The organism is Paenibacillus sp. PL91 (genome assembly GCF_012935325.2).
Classification (GTDB): domain Bacteria; phylum Bacillota; class Bacilli; order Paenibacillales; family Paenibacillaceae; genus Pristimantibacillus.
In genome coordinates this window covers 25,469-43,963 of the sequence record NZ_JABBYG020000024.1, presented here as the reverse complement: position 1 = coordinate 43,963, position 18,495 = coordinate 25,469, and the positions used below count along the sequence as shown (strand labels likewise).

14 protein-coding genes and 1 riboswitch are annotated in these 18,495 nt (G+C 49.3%); all 14 genes read left to right on the top strand.

What is annotated here, in order from left to right:
- Positions 1–14 precede the first annotated feature (14 nt).
- A riboswitch (guanidine-I (ykkC/yxkD leader) is annotated at positions 15–113 on the top strand.
- 82 nt (positions 114–195) lie between these two features.
- The gene (locus tag HI950_RS31240) at positions 196–1,521 is read left to right on the top strand and encodes an APC family permease (RefSeq protein ID WP_169090342.1); all 1,326 of its coding nucleotides are present in this window, start codon (positions 196–198) and stop codon (positions 1,519–1,521) included.
- A 236-nt stretch (positions 1,522–1,757) separates the two neighbouring features.
- Entirely contained in the window at positions 1,758–1,940 is a 183-nt protein-coding gene (locus HI950_RS31235; protein ID WP_169090340.1) for a YezD family protein, read from the top strand.
- A complete protein-coding gene (locus HI950_RS31230) occupies positions 1,940–2,248 on the top strand; it encodes a hypothetical protein (RefSeq protein WP_169090338.1) in 309 nt (102 codons plus the stop codon). Before HI950_RS31235 ends, HI950_RS31230 begins: the two co-directional genes overlap by 1 nt.
- 177 nt (positions 2,249–2,425) lie before the next feature.
- Positions 2,426–3,397, top strand: a complete 972-nt coding sequence (locus tag HI950_RS31225) for an aldo/keto reductase (RefSeq protein ID WP_187768199.1) — start codon at positions 2,426–2,428, stop codon at positions 3,395–3,397.
- A gap of 105 nt (positions 3,398–3,502) precedes the next feature.
- A complete protein-coding gene (locus tag HI950_RS31220) occupies positions 3,503–4,612 on the top strand; it encodes an ABC transporter ATP-binding protein (RefSeq protein WP_169090336.1) in 1,110 nt (369 codons plus the stop codon).
- Positions 4,613–4,648: 36 nt separating this feature from the next.
- Positions 4,649–7,606, top strand: a complete 2,958-nt coding sequence (locus HI950_RS31215) for an extracellular solute-binding protein (RefSeq protein WP_169090334.1) — start codon at positions 4,649–4,651, stop codon at positions 7,604–7,606.
- Positions 7,596–8,492: a carbohydrate ABC transporter permease gene (locus tag HI950_RS31210; RefSeq protein WP_169090332.1), complete on the top strand. Its 897-nt coding sequence runs from the start codon at positions 7,596–7,598 to the stop codon at positions 8,490–8,492. Before HI950_RS31215 ends, HI950_RS31210 begins: the two co-directional genes overlap by 11 nt.
- A 192-nt stretch (positions 8,493–8,684) precedes the next feature.
- The gene (locus HI950_RS31205; protein WP_317618486.1) at positions 8,685–9,344 is read left to right on the top strand and encodes a carbohydrate ABC transporter permease; all 660 of its coding nucleotides are present in this window, start codon (positions 8,685–8,687) and stop codon (positions 9,342–9,344) included.
- A gap of 16 nt (positions 9,345–9,360) precedes the next feature.
- Positions 9,361–11,517: a YIP1 family protein gene (locus tag HI950_RS31200; protein WP_169090328.1), complete on the top strand. Its 2,157-nt coding sequence runs from the start codon at positions 9,361–9,363 to the stop codon at positions 11,515–11,517.
- A complete protein-coding gene (locus HI950_RS31195; RefSeq protein WP_169090326.1) occupies positions 11,514–13,784 on the top strand; it encodes a DUF5696 domain-containing protein in 2,271 nt (756 codons plus the stop codon). Before HI950_RS31200 ends, HI950_RS31195 begins: the two co-directional genes overlap by 4 nt.
- Entirely contained in the window at positions 13,781–14,647 is an 867-nt protein-coding gene (locus tag HI950_RS31190) for a carbohydrate ABC transporter permease (protein ID WP_169090324.1), read from the top strand. The genes HI950_RS31195 and HI950_RS31190 overlap by 4 nt, the downstream gene beginning before the upstream one ends.
- Before the next feature lie 23 nt (positions 14,648–14,670).
- Positions 14,671–15,645 carry a carbohydrate ABC transporter permease gene (locus tag HI950_RS31185; protein WP_169090322.1) on the top strand — a complete coding sequence of 325 codons (975 nt, stop codon included), beginning with the start codon at positions 14,671–14,673 and terminating at the stop codon, positions 15,643–15,645.
- A gap of 172 nt (positions 15,646–15,817) precedes the next feature.
- On the top strand, positions 15,818–17,152 hold the full coding sequence (locus HI950_RS31180) for an LLM class flavin-dependent oxidoreductase (protein WP_169090320.1): 1,335 nt from the start codon (positions 15,818–15,820) through the stop codon (positions 17,150–17,152).
- Positions 17,152–18,468, top strand: a complete 1,317-nt coding sequence (locus HI950_RS31175) for an LLM class flavin-dependent oxidoreductase (RefSeq protein ID WP_169090318.1) — start codon at positions 17,152–17,154, stop codon at positions 18,466–18,468. Before HI950_RS31180 ends, HI950_RS31175 begins: the two co-directional genes overlap by 1 nt.
- Positions 18,469–18,495 lie beyond the last annotated feature (27 nt).

Below are 18,495 nucleotides of genomic sequence, written 5' to 3'. Positions count from 1 at the left end.
CATAAAAGTGAAAAATAATAGTTTTCTAGGGTTCCGCGGACGTTAGGTTCGGACTGGACCGAGAGAAAACGCACAGCATGCTGTGTTCACGGAGGGATAAAAGCCCGGGAGATTGTCTAACGACGATGCCTCCCGGGTTTTTCTTGTTTTTTAAAAGCAGAGAAAGACCAATTAACAGGGCAGAGGGTGCAGCAAATGGAAGAGAACGTGGCGTATCAGAGATCATTGACATTGTTTCAGGTTGTAACCTTAGGCCTCGCGTGGATGTCGCCTATGATTTATTTTACCGTGTATGGTATCGCTTACGAAGGCTCGCGCGGATGGATGACGAGCTCGTACAGCGTGGCGGCGGCAGCTATTCTATTAACGGCGTTCAGCTATATGATTATGTCCAAAAGATTTACATCCTCTGCCTCCGCATATAGCTATGTTAGGAAAGCTATCCATCCCTATGCCGGTTTCTTGGTCGGCTGGGTGGTGCTGCTCGAATATATTTTCTCCCCTGTCATCGCATGCTTGACGTTCGGCCTTTATATGCATGCCCAGTTCCCAGGTGTTCCAGCCTCGGTATGGATCATTGGCATCAACCTTATTTTTGCGGTTGTAAATATCGTGGGCATTAAGTTCTCTGCCGGTATCAGTAAAATATTTGTAGTCGTGCAAATATTGTTTATTGCGGTATTTTGCATCTTTCTGCTGAAGGGTCTGGCGGGCAGCGCTGCTGCGATTGCTGTTCAGCCGATTTTGCCGCAAGGGGAATGGGGGGGTTCCGCGATATTGACGGGCGCGTCGATCGTCTGCTTCTCCTTCCTTGGCTTTGACACGGTAACAACGCTAGCTGATGAGACCATCAACGCTCAGAAAACGATACCGCGCGCAATCATGCTCATTGTTCTTATTGCTGCTGTCATGTATATCGTCGTTTCTGTTTTGACGAAGCTGGTGTTTCCGAGCCTTGCGTTTACGAATGGAGATGCAGCTGGCTTTGAACTGATGCGTCTAGTCGGCGGTGCAGGCCTTCAGTCGCTTTTCATATCGGTGTTGATTATGGCTGTATTTACGCAAGGGGTCATCGCGGTGACGAGTGCTTCGAGACTTCTGCATGTCATGGGCACTGACTCCACGCTGCCTAGACGGTTTTTCGGCAAGCTGCATTTGAAATATAAAACGCCCGTCAACAGCATTGTCGTAGTATGCGTCATTTCGATGCTCGCGCTCGTCTTAAGCTTGGAGACAGCCATAAAATTCGTTAGTCTCGGCGCGTTAACTGCCTTTGTGTTCGTTAATGGTTCAGTCGTCGCGCAGATGTACGTGAAGGAGAAGCGAAGATCGTTTAAACAAACGATTATTTACCTGATTGTCCCGCTTATCGGGGCTTGCTTTGTAGGATGGCTCCTGACGCTGCTGGATCGAACCGCCTTACTGATGGGAGCATGCTGGCTAATAATTGGAGTGTTTTACCATTTGCATCGTACGAAGCCGATGCTTGCTGCCGTTATGCAGAAACGCCAGATGGATTAGAGGAAAATGGTTGACGGATAGAAAGCATCATGGTAAATTTAATTTATCCTATTGAATTAGTCGGAAATAGAAATGGGAATTGAATAAGAAAATTATGGCATTAGTGTCGCTGTATTTTATTCACATTCGCGCTCGCTAGAAAACTGGAGGCGCATGCCAACCGAATGCCGAATCGGTTGTCGTGCGCCTTCTTTTTATTTTTTTCAAAACATATAACTTTGGAGAGGGTGTTGATTATGTCTCGACCGGTTGAGGTTGCTGATGAGTGGTTGAAACGCATTAAGGAGCAATTGGTAGGGGTTCAATACGGCGTCATTCAAATTACGATTCATAACGGACAAATCGTCCAAATTGATCGGACAGAGCGCAGTCGCTATGACACGGAGAAATCTCCATCTGCTGCCCGGAAGCAGAGATAATGAAGAACAACCTTACTATAGGCGTATACGAATGGCCTGATTTGGCTTTTCATCATTATTGCTTGCAAATGTATCGGCTGAATCGTGGAATTTATAATACGATTGATCAGTGGCTATACGATAATGGCTATCCCGAAATTAAACGCAGACGGAAAATGATCATTCGTTTTTTGGACCTTATGACGCAGAGGCAGGCTGAGGAAGGGCGAAAGTTTTTATCCTTCGGAAAAGGCAAATTAATTGTGGAGCTCAGCGAGTTTGTGGCCGAGCAGGAAATTCATGCAAGAAGCGTATTGTCCGCATACTGAGCTAAATAACTGCAGAGATGATGGTTGACATCAGCCTGCGGTACTCTTATTATTTAAAATGCACTATTCTCATATGAATACTAATATTTATCGACCGGATAACCGGAGACATCTAGCATAGCATGTCTCCGTTTTTTTTGTTCATACGATGATCGATTATAGGAGGAGATTATAATTATGGAATATCGCAGATTAGGAAGAACAGGGCTCAAAGTATCGGAAGTAAGCTTAGGCACGATGGCATTTGGAAGATGGATTGATGAGCAGGCTTCGGCTACCATTTTGGATTTAGCGTTAGATCATGGCATTAACCTCGTCGACACCGCGAACGTCTACGGAGCTGGTGAATCCGAGCGAATTCTTGGCAATTTGCTCAAGGAAAGACGTCAGGACATCGTACTTGCAACCAAGGTTCATGGCCGTGTAGGCGAAGGCGTCAATGATTCCGGGCAAAGCCGCTATCATATTTTCAAAGCGGTTGAAGACAGCCTGAAGCGATTGAAAACCGACTACTTGGATCTCTATCAGGTTCATCGCTTTGATCCGAACACGCCGCTGGATGAGACGCTGAGAGCTTTGGATGATCTGGTTCGTCAAGGGAAAGTGAGATACATAGGGGCTTCGAATTTTGCTGCATGGCAGCTGGCGAAGGCTCATGGTATCAGCGCTCTTCATAGCCTGCATCGTTTTGAGAGCCTGCAGCCGGAATACAGCTTGATCTCGCGTGAAATTGAGCAGGAGATTATACCTTTCGTTCAATCGGAAAATGTTGGCGTTATCGTGTACAGCCCGCTTGGCAGAGGCATACTCTCAGGCAAATATCGCGCTGGAGAAGCGCCGCCTGAAGGCTCGCGACTAGCAGCAGGCGAACAACGGCTTGAAGAGCTGCTCAAGAAAAATGCGATCAAGCTGGCAGAGGCGATTAAGCCGCTAGCGCAGGAGCGCGGCTTAACCCAGGCGCAATATGCATTGTCTTGGGTGCTGAGCCGTCCGGGAATTACCTCGGCTATTCTTGGTGCATCTAAGCCGGAGCATATTACAGAGGCCGCAAAAAGCTGGCATGAGCGCTTGAGCGAAGAAGAGCTGGCGAAGGTTGACGAAGTGACTGCAAGGCTGCAAATCGCGAAAGAAGCAGCGGTTGTGAACTAATCCATTAACTTCATACATTCTACCGTATCAATGGAGGATATCAGAGCATCACATGATATCCTTATTTTTTTTGGCGGGAATCTTGTTCTGATAGGAGGTTGTTTTGTGGCGGGAGTTACGATTAATCATTTATATAAGCGCTATGGCAAAGACAAGCACGCAGTTGTGCAGGATTTCCAGCTGGAAATTAAGGATAAGGAATTCATTGTGTTTGTAGGGCCATCCGGCTGCGGCAAATCGACGACGCTGCGGATGATTGCCGGTCTGGAAGACATATCCGAGGGCGAAATTTTTATCGGCGACCAATTGGTCAACAAGCTTCCGCCTAAGGATCGCGACATTTCGATGGTCTTTCAAAACTATGCGCTTTATCCTAACCTGAGCGTATATGAGAATATTGCGTTCGGCCTACGGATGCGCAAGCTGCCTAAGCATGAGATCGATTTAGCGGTGAAAAATGCAAGCCGGATTTTGGAAATAGAGCCTTACTTAAACCGCAAGCCGAAGGAGCTGTCGGGCGGTCAGCGTCAACGGGTGGCGCTGGGCAGAGCGATCGTGCGCGATCCGAAGCTGTTTTTGATGGATGAGCCGCTGTCCAATTTGGATGCAAAGCTTAGGGTGACGATGCGAATGGAAATTACGAAGCTGCACAAAAAGCTAGGAACGACCTTTATTTTCGTCACGCATGACCAGGTCGAAGCGATGACGATGGCCGATCGAATCGTCGTGATGAAGGGCGGCGTCATTCAGCAGTGCGATACGCCTGAGCTTATTTATTCCAAGCCGGCAAACACCTTTGTGGCGAGCTTTATCGGCTCTCCCCAAATCAACTTTATCAATGGGCGCATTCAGGAAAACCCGCAAGGGAGGTTGGAGTTTCATACGAGCCGCTTTAGCTTGAAGATTCCTGAAGCAACGGAGGATATTTTGCGCAATCATAACCAAGTAAACAAATCAATTATATTGGGGATTAGGCCGGAAAATGTGAAGCTTGAGGGCTTATTCTCCGAGACGATCATTACCGGCACTTATCGCGATAATGAGCTAATGGGCGCCGATCGTTTTCTTTATTTGGACATTGGACAGGAGAAGCTGCTAATCGCTCGTGTGGACCCGGATAATCGTTTCGCTGAAAACGAGAAGGTAAAGGTTGAGCTCGATATTTCGAAGGCTCATTTTTTCCATAAGGATACGGGAGTAAGATTTGCAGACTGATCGGATTTTGGCGAAGGAGGGAGGCGGCTTCTCGTTATGAACATAAAGCGAAAATGGATGCTGTATAGCGGAAGCGTTGGAATTGCGGCACTGCTGCTCTTGTCTGGAGCGGCAGTAAGCCCCGTATCCGGCGAACAAACCGAAGCGGTCAATTATGACGGACTCATTACAACCTTTGATTATGAAACCGATCCTTATTTTAGCGAAGCGCTTAAGGCTTGGCAGGAGCAAGGAGTGAAAAACGCTAATGCTACGATACAGGTGGAGGGAGCGAAGCCATCCGCCGTATCGAATGATCGAGACATCAAGCCAGGCGAGTATGAGGGGAAATCGAATGTGCTGCTTTGGAATTCGAGCGATACAGGCTGGGTCGAATATAAAGTTGACGTTGCAGAGAGTGCGCTGTATGAAATCCATGTTTCTTATAATCCGCTAAAGGATGCAGGGAGAAAGGGCGCGATCGGGTGGGGGGTGACCATAGACGGTCAAAAGCCGTTTAGGGAAGCCTCCTCCGTCTCGTTATATCGTACATGGGAGGATGTCCGCCCTATTTTGAAAAACTCGGATGGCGATGAAATCAGGCCTCGTTCGAATGACGTTACGGGCTGGAGCGATAAGCCGTTAATTGATTCGGGTGGAGCATACGCGCAGCCTTTGCAGTGGCATTTTACTAGAGGGACGCATACGATTCGTTTGCAAGGCTTTGACCCGGTTGCAATAGAGAAAATCGAGCTTTCGCCAAGCAAAACGATTCCAGCGTATGAAGAGGTCGCCGCTCAAAATGCCGAGGCGCCTGCTATTGATGGGGATGCTTTAACCATTCAGGCAGAAGATTTTGCGTCCAAGAATGATACGGCAATCAAGCTGTATTCGGATAAGAACGCCCGAACGCTGCCGCGTTATAAGGGGCGAATTATTTACAACACCGTTGGCGGACCGCGCTGGCTGGAGCAGAATCAGGAAATAACATGGTCGTTTGAAGTGCCGGAGTCCGGGCTTTATAAAATCGGCTTTCGCGCCTTGCAAAATACGATCGCTCAGAAGACCTCCTATCGTGCCGTTCGGATCGACGGTGAGGTGCCGTTCAAGGAGTTTCTAGCTTATGGCTTTCCTTATTCAACCGGCTGGCAAGGGACGATTTTGCAGGATAAAAGCGAGAAGCCGTATCTCCTTAAGCTGGAGAAAGGAAAGCATACGCTGTCGCTCGCGGTTACGCTGTCGCCTGTCAAATCGATTATCGTCGATGTGGAGAAGCTGATTGCTCATCTTGATGCGATCGATTGGGATTTACGGACCATAACGGGCGCCAGCACGAAGAAGTCGATAGATCGCAATCGGACATGGAATATGGAGCAGGATTTCCCTGGCCTAACCGATCAAATGGCACTTGCGGCTGATGTGATGGAGTCATTGTCTAAGCGGGTTGTTCAGGCTAACGGCAATAAGGACTCGATCAGCCAAGGGCTGGATACTTCAGCGAAGGATTTGCGGGCATTGCTGGGGAAGCCGGAGGAAATTCCGTATCAGGTGGAAGAGATCTCGTCCATGAGAGAGAAATTCGGAACGTTCATCGATACCCTCATGAAGCAGTCGCTGCAGCTGGATGAGGTTTATATCATTCCGGAGAAGGCGGATGCGCCTAAGATGGAAGCCGCATTTTTGGACCGGGTATGGGGCGGGGCTCAAAACTTTATTTATTCATTCGACGCTAGGGACAGTCTGAACGACCTGGATGACACAAAGCTTAATATTTGGGTGCAGCGCGGAAGGGATTACGTTGATCAGCTGCAGCAATTGGCGGATGAGTCGTTCACGCCGGAGACAGGCATTGAGGTGAAGGTGAATTTGCTGCCGAATCCGGAGCTGCTGCTCATGTCCAACGCTGCCGGCGTTCAGCCAGATATTGCGCTTGGCCTGACGCAGGACTTGCCGGTTGATTATGCGATCCGAGGAACGCTTCAAGATTTAACAGAGTTTGATGATTTTGATGAGCTGTATCCCAAGTTTAGTCCCGGTTCCTGGCTGCCGCTGCATTATGATGGCGGCTACTATGGCGTACCGGAAACGCAATCGTTTCAGGTGCTCTACTATAGAAAGGATATTTTGCAGCGCTTAGGGGTTAAGATTCCGCAAACGTGGGATGAGGTGTACGATTTACTGCCTACGCTGCAGCAAAATTTCATGAACTTCTACGTGAATCCGAAGGAGTTTACACATTTCTTCTATCAGAACGGCGTCGAGTTCTATGAGCCAGGCGGGGTGAAATCGGGGCTGGATACGCCTGAGGCGTACCGCGCGTTCAAGCAGTGGACGGATTTGTTCAATACGTATGCGGTGGAGCGGGAGGTGCCGAGCTTCTATCAGCATTTCCGCAGCGGAACGATGCCGATCGGCATATCGGACTACAACATGTATGTGCAGCTGTCGGCAGCAGCGCCTGAACTGAACGGCCGCTGGGGTATCGCGCTTATTCCGGGAACGAAGCAAGCGGACGGGACGATTAGCCGCTGGGCTGGCGGGGGACAACGGACGGGCGTTATTTTCGACAAATCGAATAAGAAAAAAGAAAGCTGGCAGTTTCTGAAATGGTGGCTCTCTGCCGAGGTGCAGGAGCAATACGGCTCAGATCTAGAGGCTGTGAACGGCGTTGCTTTCCGCTGGAACACGTCCAACGTCGAGGCCTTTACCCGTCTTCCGTGGAAAAAAGAGGATGCCGACATTATTTTGAACCAATGGAAGTGGTATAAGGATATTCCGAATGTGCCGGGAGGCTATTTCCTTGAGCGCGAGACGAATAACGCTTGGATCAGGTCGGTCGTAAGGACGACAAACTATATGTCTTCGTTAGAGCAAGCGGTTAGGGATATCAATCGGGAGCTGCTGCGAAAGCAGCAGGAATTTGGCTTTATCGATGAGCTTGGCAATCAGGTGAAAACATTAGATATTCCAGTTGTCGATCAGCCTTGGGAAGGGATAGATCGCTATGTGGAGTAAGCTTTGGTCGTTTCGCATTTCGTACTTATTTATCGCGCCGTTCTTAATCTGCTTCGCCTTGTTTATCGTCATCCCGATTTTGGCTGCAATAGGCCTCAGCTTCACTTATTATAACGGGATCGAGCCGCCGCGCTGGATTGGCTGGAGCAACTTTCAATATTTGATCTCGCAGGATTTGCTGTTTCTCAAGTACGCGCTGCCGAACACGTTCAAGTTCGCGGTTATAGTAGGTCCAGGCGGCTACGCGGCTGCCTTCCTGCTTGCTTGGCTCATTTCAAGGCTGCGCGGAAGCTATCGCAAATGGGTGGCGCTCGCGATGTATACGCCATCGCTTACGGTAGGGATAGCCATGACGATTATTTGGCTGCCGCTGCTATCAGGCGATAGAATCGGCTATTTGAACAGCTTCCTATTAAAGCTTGGACTAATCGATGTGCCGAAGCTGTGGGTAACAAGCCCTGATTTTCTAATGAGCTCGATGGTCGTCGTAACGCTGTGGTCAAGCATGGGTGTTGGCTTTCTTGCGATGCTAGCCGGCATTCTTAACGTGGATACGATTTTGTATGAGGCGGGCAGAATCGACGGCATCAAAAACAACTTACAAGAGCTGTGGTATATTACGATTCCGTCCATGAAGCCGCAAATGCTGTTCGGAGCGGTTATGGCGATCGTCACAACGTTTAAGACAGGGGCTATTGGCGTTGAGCTTTCTGGTCAAAACCCGACGCCGGAATATGCCGGCCATCTAATCGTGAACCATATCAACGACTATGGCTTAATCCGCTTCGAAATGGGTTATGCGGCGACGATATCCGTATTTCTTCTTATATTAATGTATTTTGCGAACAAGCTTAGCTGGGGATTGTTCGGTACGAAGGAGGAATAACACCTGAAACAATCAAGCCTTGCCGCCAAAATTAGCTTTAACGTATTTATGCTTCTGTTGTCAATCATGATGGTGCTGCCTATCATTTATATTTTTAATCATGCTTTCAAGCCTTATCATGAGCTGTTTATCTATCCGCCGAGATTTTTTGTCAAGGAGCCGAACATACAGAACTTTGTGGAGCTGTTCTGGGTGACTTCAAATTCTGTCGTTCCGGTATCGCGTTATTTATTCAACAGCTTGTTTATCTCGGCTGCGAGCGTTATTGGCGTAACGGCAGTGAGCGCCCTGTGCGCTTATCCTTTGTCGAAGCACCCGTTCCCCGGACGTAAGTTTATTTTTGCCACCATTATATTAATGTTGATGTTCACGCCAGAGGTTATTCAAATTCCTAGGTATTTGGTCGTCAGCAATCTCGGCATTATGAACACGTATTGGGGGCACCTGCTGCCCGTGCTTGCTTTGCCGGTAGCCGTCTTCCTGCTTAAGCAATTCGTGGATCAGATCCCGGACTCGCTGCTGGAAGCTTCAAGAATAGACGGCGCAAATGAGTTTATCGTGTTTGCCCGCATCGTTATCCCGATGTGTATGCCGGCGATTGCGACGGTAGCGATTTTAGCCTTTCAAAACTCATGGGGCAACGTGGAGACGTCAATGCTGTTCATGCAGGATGACGAAATGAAAAACTTCCCGTTCTTTCTCTCGACGCTGACGAACAATCTTGCCAACAATGTAGCGCGCCAAGGCGCGGCTGCGGTAGCGGCGCTCATTATGCTCGTCCCGAATTTATTTTTCTTTATTATTCTTCAAAGCAAGGTCATTTCTACGATGGCGCATTCGGGAATTAAATAGATAAGGGGGAAATCGCTTGAAGAACAGGAGGCTGCGGATTCGTCTGGCCATCATTGTCTTGATTACGGCGATTTACATAGCGTGGCCCGGCTTGCAGGCTACAGCCTCACAGTTACCGTACGAAACCTACTATAAGGATGGATTCGGACAGCTGGTGCAAACGCAAGCGGCGTATATTCCAGCCGGCATTGTTGGCACGGATGTGATTCCTCAGGAAGCAAGCCAGTCAGCTGGCGCCAAGAAACTGGCTAAGCTGCAGCTAAACCAGCCTAAGGATATATTTGTGGACGAGAGGGATCACATCTATATTGCGGATACAGGCAACAATCGCATCGTTCATTTGGATGAGCAAGGACACTATATCCGAGAAATCAAAGTAAGCGAAAGTCCGCTTAAGAAGCCAAGCGGATTGTACGTTGACAGGGCAGGAGAAATTTACGTTGCGGATACTGGCAACAATCGGGTCGTTCGGCTCGATCCGAATGGGAAGCTGCTGAAGGCATTTGGCCGTCCCGAATCCAGCTACTTGCCTGCTGGCTTCAAATACGATCCGATCAATCTGATCGTTGATAAACGAGGCTTTATTTACGTAACGACGCTTGGCGCCTATCAAGGCCTGGTGCAGCTTGATCCCGAAGGAAGCTTCGTCAGCTTTTTTGGTCCGAACAGAGTGCCGTTCTCTTTATTTGATGCCTTTAAACGATTTGTCTATACGCGAGAGATGTATCAGCGGGAGCTGAAGAAGCTGCCGGGAGCGATTGCTAACTCTACAATAGACAAAAACGGCTATATTTACACGGTAACGAAGGAGATACAGCAGGACCAGGTTAAAAAGCTAAATATAGCGGGACTCGATCAGCTGGTTGGCAAGGGAGAGTTTGCCGCTTTGCAGCCCGTTAAATCGTACGGTGAGTATTTTCACTATTCGCAGCAAGGCATTAGCCCGCAGTTAAATGACATTACGGTCGATTCTGCCGGCAACATTACGGTTATCGATTCGGTCTGGAACATCATTAGCCAGTATGATCTTAATGGGAATCTGCTGTTTTTCTGGGGCGGCGACGTCATTACGGCTACCTCGAAGACTGGGGTCGTCAAAACGCCGGCTGCCATTGCAAGCAATTCGAAAGGCGAGCTGCTGGTGCTCGACAGCGTAAACAATTTGATTCAGGTTCTCCGGTTATCGGAGTTTGGAAAGCTCGTCCATGAGGCGAACGGGCTGACGCAGGAAGGGAAGTATGAGCAAAGCGAGCCCTTATGGCGCGAGGTTCATCGATTGAATGCACAGTATACGCCTGCCTTGATCGGTTTGGCGAAGGCAGCATACAAGAAAGAAGATTATGCGAGAGCCGAAAAGCTGTTTTATCAGGCGGGAGTCGTTGGCGGCTATTCGGAATCCTTTTGGCAAAATCGGTTGAAATGGTTTCAAAGCCATTTTGGCCTGCTCATGAATAGCGCGCTTGTACTCGGGATCATCTATCTGCTATGGAACGGTTTGTCCAAGAAGCTTCAATTGAAAACCAGACAGAGCGCCAAGCTTCGTCGTCCGAAGCCGTTGTGGATAGAACAGCTGAAGCATGTTTTCTATTTAATCAAGCATCCGGTTGATGGCTTCTATGCTATACGATATGAGAACAAAGCAGGCTTCTTAAGCAGCATCATTTTATTCGTATTAGCGGCGGTATCGTACGGTTATATGCAAGCTGGCACAAGCTTCATATTCAATCCGGCTGTCCATGTCGGCGTTGATTTGTTTCCGATCACGATTCAATTTGTAGGCATATGGCTTGGGTGGATCGTCTCCAACTATTTGATCAGCTCGCTGCTTAGAGGCGAGGGGAGGTTCCAGGACGTATTTTACAGCAGCTCGTACGCCTTATATCCGATTATTCTCATAGGAATACCGGTAACTCTACTCTCAAATGTGCTCACTCTGAATGAGCTTGCCATCTTTCATTTTTTGAAGCTGTTTATCGTCCTATGGGTGGCGCTGCTGTTTATTTGGATGGTTCAGGGGATACACAACTATACGTTCATCGAAGCGATCTTTATTATTCTGTTATCCTTGCTTGCGCTAGCGATCATCGTCATTCTGATCTTCATCTTAATCAGCCTTAGCATAGAATTGGTCAACTTTATTAATTCCTTATACCAGGAGGTGATCATCCGATGACTGCCCGTAAAATCAACGTTAAGCTCATTGCGAAGCTGGTGCTCGCTATCGTTTTGCTGGCCTTTATTGGATGGCTGGCTTTACTGGTAGGAGAGCAATGGAGCAAACCGTCTAATGAGGCTGCGATTGTCACTAGTCTTTTCGAGAAGAAGGGAGCTGCTCCCTATAAGGCGGGCTTGCCTGACGAAGGCGGCTTTGAACAGCTTGCCGAGTCCGGCAGCTTAAAGCTGCTTGCGGATAAGACGACTGGTCATTTTCAAGTGATCAACAAATCGACGGGGAAGGTATGGCGCTCGTATCCTGATCCGCAGTATTGGAAGGATGAGACGGTTCCTAATACGTGGAAAAATAATTTGACCTCGCCGATTATAGTCGAATACGTCAATGCCAAAAACTACAAGTCATCCTCGGTGACGGCAGGACTAATCGAAAACCAAGGCTATCTGGAAAACTTCCAGCCTACCGCAGCTGGATTTACCGTCACCTTTGCGCTGCCAAAGGCGGAGTTCAAAATTCCGATTGAGGTAAGTCTGCATGACGATTATGTGGAGACGCGGATCATGGATTCGGGCATCGTGGAAGGCGCTTTAAGCCTATTGAATATTAAGCTCTACCCGTTATTCGGAGCAGAGCCCTCAGTGGGGCAGGAGGGGTATATTTTGCTGCCGGACGGTTCAGGCTCGTTGATCAACTTCGCACAAGACCGGATTATGCAGCAGCTTACCTATAATGAGAGCGTGTATGGCCCGGACTTATCGTACTATAACGAGAATACCGGCCGGCAAAGAATCGGAATGCCCGTATATGGAATAAAGTCCGGCGATCAAGCGTTTGTTGCGATTATCTCGCAAGGGGAGGCGTTCGCGAACGTCTATGCTGCGCCATCGGGCGCGGTCGGGCGCTCGAACTGGGCGACGACTGAGTGGCAGTATCGCAAGCGATTTTTCCAAAGCGTAAGCAAAAGCACCGGCGAAGGCTTCTATACGTACAGCGGCGACAAGTTTTTAACGGATGGTCGCGCAATGCGCTACTATCCGCTGCTGCCGGAGAAAAGCAATTATGTCGGAATGGCAGAGGCTTATCGTAACTATTTGATTCATGAACAGGGTGTTAAGCCGCTGGCAGCGCCTAAGAAGGATATTCCGCTTTACGTCGATATTGTAGGGGCGGACATCGAGAAAGGGCTTTTTGCCGACTCTTACCTAAAAGCAACCACGACGGCAGAAGCGACCGAGCTTGTTCGTCAAATTTACGAGCTTGGCATTCAGCATATGCAAATTAACTTCGCGGGCTGGCAGCAGGATGGCTACAGCACCCATGGCGGCTATTTCCCGGTAGATAAGCGTTTAGGCGGGAACAGCGGCATGAGAAGCTTTATATCGTTTGCCCATTCCTTGAACATTCCCGTCTATTTAACGGCCAACTATACGCTAAATACGAATGGCGATGATCGGTTTTGGTGGAGGCGCGACGGCTTGCGGAATTTGGCGGGAACGGTGCTGGAGGAGCAGCGAAATGCCGATCAGGATGTCGGCAAATTCGTTAGCCCAAAATTTTACGAGAAGGTTGTCTCGGCTGATTTGAACGACTATAAGAGCTTAGGGGCGGACGGCATTTATTACGAGGATGGCATCGGTCAGCAGGTAAATACCGATTTCAACAGCCGTTACCGAGCAAGCAGGGCGGACGTCGTTGAGGTGCAGCGCGGCATTTTGAAAAAGAGCAAGGAAGCGCTTGGATCGATAGCAGCGAATAACGTAAACTTCTATGCGCTGGATCAGATCGATCATGTCCACCGATTAACGGACGATTATTCGTATGACGTCTTCATTAGCGAAGAAATTCCGTTTGCCCAAATTGTTCTTCATGGCCTTCGCACGTATACGCTGGAATGGTCGAATTTGCGCGATGAATTCGGCGATGAGTTTTTGCGGAGCATCGAGTACGGGGCATACCCTGCTTATGTGCTTAGCGGCGATAAGGCGGCTGACCTTAGAAAATCGTATTCCTTATGGTATTACAGCTTGAATTACAAGGATTGGATCGATGATCTAAAGGGTGAATATGCAAGATCGAATGAAGCGCTGGCAGCTGTGCAGGATGAGTATATAACGGCGCACCGCGAGCTCGCTCCTAAAGTAAAGGAGACGGTTTACGGCAGCGGCTATCGCATTGTCGTTAATTATAATGAGACGGATTACAGCAAGGACGGCGTATTCGTTCCGGCAAAAGACTTTGTGGTCATTAAAGGGGGAACGAAGCGATGAGGTGGAGCCGCAAGCTTGAGAATACGACGATACGGAAGCTGGAAGGCTCCTTGTTTATTGCGCCGTGGGTGTTTGGCTTTCTCGTCTTTGTGGCGTTTCCGCTAGGCTACTCGCTATACATGAGCTTTCATCAGGTCAAAATTACAGTAAACAGCGTCAATTATACGTTTATCGGATTGAGCCACTATAGAGAGATATTGATTGCCAACGGAAGCTTGCTCTATGAAGAGCTGTTCCCGTTTCTAAGAGAGTCGGCGATGATGATCCCGATCATTCTTGTATTCTCTCTATTAGTTGCCATTCTGTTAAATCTGCGGTTCCCAGGCAGGACGCTGTTTCGGGTTATCTTTTTTCTCCCTGTCATATTCTCCTCGGGCCAAATCGTACAGGAGTTTATCGCGCAGGGCGAAGGCTCGCTTAGCATTATGGAAACGCTGCGGATCGACTATTATTTGCAGGAATACGTGCCGGGAGCTTGGGTCGCTCCGATTCAGAAGGTGATGAGCTCGTTTGTGCTCGTTCTATGGTATTCGGGCGTTCAAATCTTAATCTTCCTTGCAGGGAGACAGACGCTGCCGGCGTCGGTCTATGAGGCTTCGCGCATTGATGGCTCGGGACCGTGGAATACGTTTTGGAAAATAACGCTTCCGGGACTTGTCCCCTATATTTTCTTGAATTTAATGTACACCGTCGTCGACCTGTTCACATTCCCGTCCAATCCGATTGTCAGCCGAGTGAATACGACCAATTACGGCAGCTCCAGCGCGCTGGCATGGATTTATTTTTCGATTATCCTCACCTTTGTGCTTCTGACCTTATTCCTCTACGGCAAGGTTGACAAATCGCTATCAGGAAAACGATAAACAGGAAAGAGAGGTGAGCTCTGATGAAGATAGTCAAAAGAGGCAGCGAGGCAGCGGCCAGGCTTTATTCGGAGGATAAGCTACGCCAGGGACTCGATTTGCTGAAATACCGGCTCCTTGGAGCGGAAATCGACAAAGGGCTGCTATTCAAGCTGTTTGTGTATGTCATTCTAATCAACGTCGCATTTATTTATATTAAACCGATTCTATACATGGTGACGACGATGGTGAAGGACGCCAAAAACATTCTTGATCCGACCGTCATATGGGTACCGAAAACGCTGTTCCTCGGCCATCTGCAGGAAGCATCGGAGATGCTGAACTATGGCAAAAGCTTTCTCATTAGCGTGTCGCTGGCGTCTTCCGTTGCGGTGCTGCAGGTTTTCTCCTGCGCGATTGCAGGTTACGCGTTCGCAAGGCTTGATTTCCCTTTCAAAAAAGTATGGGGAGCCCTGCTCTTATTTACCTTTATTATGCCGCCTCAGATTACGATTTTGCCGTCCATCATGCTCTTTAAGGGGTTTGGCTGGCTGAACACGTTTTTGCCGATGGTTGTGCCTGCTCTATTCGGACACGGGCTGAAGGGGGCGATGTTCGTCATTATTTACCGCGCCTTCTATTCCACGCTGCCGAAGGAGCTGGACGAGGCGGCGCGCATGGACGGAGCGGGACCTTTCCGCATGTTCTTCCGCGTCATGTTTCCGATATCGAGATCGGCTACCGTTGTAGTGGTGCTGTTCTCGTTTGTCTGGAACTGGAATGATTTTTATTTCCCGTCGTTGTTTATGTTTACGGCAGAAAACGTGCCGTTGTCCATAACGCTGGCGAGGATGGCAGGTGAAATGAAGCTGGCTGAAGGCGCGGGCGAAATAACGGTGTATGCCGAAGCGATCAAAATGGCTGCCTCTTTCCTCATCATTATGCCGCTGCTCGTCGTCTATCTGTTCGCGCAGCGCTGGTTTATTGAAGGGGTTGAACGTACGGGCTTGGTCGAGTAGAAACATGGAAATAATCGTTGACAGAATCACTTTGAGATGATAAATTCTTAGCACTTGCAATAAAGCTGATTATATATATTGGTTTACTTGGTAATTATCGACCGGATAGCCGGAGATGCCTTTAGGGCAGCTCTGGCTATTTTTTATTACAACGTTTAGAGGGGGATTAAGCATGACCAAGTCGGAGCGAAAGCTTAACCTTAACGCGTTTCTCGCGGCATCGGGCCACCATGAAGCCTCATGGCGCTATCCTGGCACCGAGCCGGAGAAAGGACTGAACATTCAGCACTATTTAAAGCTAGCCCAAATTGCCGAGAAAGGCTTGCTGGACTCGGTATTTCTCGCTGACGGCTATTGGGCAAGCTCCGGTACGCTTGAGCCGTTCACGCTGCTGTCGGCGCTAGCGGCGGCAACGAAGCATATCGGTCTGATCGCAACGGTGGAAACGACTTATAACGAGCCGTTCCATGTGGCAAGGAAGTTTGCCTCCTTGGACCATATCAGCAAAGGCCGGGCAGGCTGGAATATCGTAACCGGGGCGGGACCGGCAGCGGAGCAGTTCAGCAAGGAACAGCATCCGAAGCATCATGAGCGTTATGAATCGGCAGAGGAATTCGTGGAGGTCGTAAAGCGATTATGGGACAGCTGGGAGGATGAAGCCGTACGGAATGACAAAATAAACGGCGTCCTCATCGATCAGGCAAAGGTTCATACGATTGACTACTTAGGCAAGCATTTTGCTGTGAAGGGACCTCTTAATATTGCACGTCCGCCGCAGGGCTATCCGGTCCTTGTCCAAGCAGGCTCCTCGGAAACCGGCAAAGATTTTGCGGCAAAAACAGCGGAGGTGATCTTCACCGCTCAGCTGACGTTTGAAGAGGCTCGCGCTTTCTATAAGGACGTCAAATCACGTCTCGCGCAATATGGCCGTACACCCGGCCAGCTGAAAATATTGCCGGGCTTAAGTCCGATTTTGGCTGATACGGAGGCGGAAGCGAGAGAGATCGAAGAGGAATTATTTAATCTCATCGATCATGAGGGTGCAATAAGCCGACTATCCTCCCGCCTCGGAGTCGATCTATCCCGTCATTCCCTAGATGACGTAGTCAGCCTGGATGGAGCACAGTCCACAGATGAGGTAAACGGCATGAAGAGCCGCCATCAGCTGATTTTGGATTTGGTTGAACGGGAGCGGCCGACGCTCAGGCAATTAATTAATCGCTTAGCAGGAGCTAGAGGACATTTCACCTTCACGGGTACGCCGCTTGCGCTGGCTGATGTGATCGAGAAATGGTTCCATAGCGGCGCAGCTGACGGCTTTAACCTTATGCCGCAAATTTACCCGAGCGGCTTGGAGCGCTTTGTAGAGAAGGTGATTCCGGAGCTTCAAAATCGCGGCTTATTCCGCACTTCCTATGAAGAGCAAACGCTGCGGGGCAATCTTGGGCTTGCGCGTCCGGCTAATGCCTTCCTATCCCTTAAAGCTGAAAAAGAGGTGTATTCATAATGAGTGAAGACAATCGCAAAGTTCATCTAAATGTATTTTTGAGAGCAACCGGGCATCATGCAGGCGCTTGGCGCCATGCGGACTCCCATCCAGAGCTGGAGCTGGATATTGATTACTTAGGGCATCTGGCGAGAATTGCCGAGCGCGGCAAGCTGGATTCCGTATTTCTAGCCGATGGCTATGCAGGAGGAGGAAGCAAGCTGGAGCCGTTTACGCTGCTATCGGCATTAGCCTCCGTTACCGAGCATATAGGCTTAATCGCAACGGTTGGGACGGTCTATAATGATCCGTTCCACGTAGCCAGGCAATTTGCTTCCTTAGATCATATTAGCGGAGGCAGAGCAGGCTGGAACATCGTAACGGGCGCCGGCTCCGCTGCCCATAACTTCAGCAGGGATGAACATCCCGAGCATGCGGAGCGCTATGAGACGGGCGAGGAGTTCGTCGAAGTGGTGAAGCAGCTATGGGACAGCTGGGAGGATGACGCGCTCATCTTCGATAAGCAGGGAGGCAAATTGGTCGAGGCGGGCAAAGTGCATGAGATCAACTTCAAAGGCCATACCTATTCGGTGAAAGGGCCGCTTAACATACCGCGACCGCCGCAGGGCTATCCGGTACTCGTGCAGGCGGGCTCCTCCGAGCAGGGCAAGGAGCTTGCCGCCAAAACGGCAGAGGTCATTTTTACAGCCCAGCAGACCTTTGAAGCCGGTCAGGCGTTTTACAGCGATGTGAAATCACGTCTAGCCAAGTACGGAAGAAAGCAAAGCGAGCTTGTTATTTTGCCGGGGCTTGCTCCAATCGTAGCCGATACGGAGGCGGAAGCGCGCGATATTGAGGAGGAGTTGCATGCGTACGTGGATACGAAGCGGGCGCTGGATAGCTTATCCGAGAGGTTTACCGTTAATCTGAACGACTATCCGCTGGATGCGCCGGTACCGCTCGACAAAGCAAAGCCGCCGGAAGAGTTTAACGGCATTCGCAGCAGGCAAGAGGTTATTCTCGATGCGGCGCGCAGAGAAGGATTCACCATTCGTCAGCTGCTTTATCGCAGCAACGGCGGACACGGCCATATTACGTTCACAGGTTCAGTCCTCCAAACGGCGGATCTCATTGAGAAATGGTTCAAAAACCATGCGGCCGATGGCTTTAACGTCCTGCCGCAGCTATTCCCGACAGGGCTTGAGACCTTTGTGGATAAGGTCATTCCCGAATTGCAAAACCGCGGTTTATTCCGGACGGAATATGAAGGAAAGACATTGCGTGAAAGCCTTGGCTTAAAACGCCCGGCGAATACGCGCCATTTGCAGAAAATCTAAATTTAGCCGGAAAATAAGCTGCAGAAA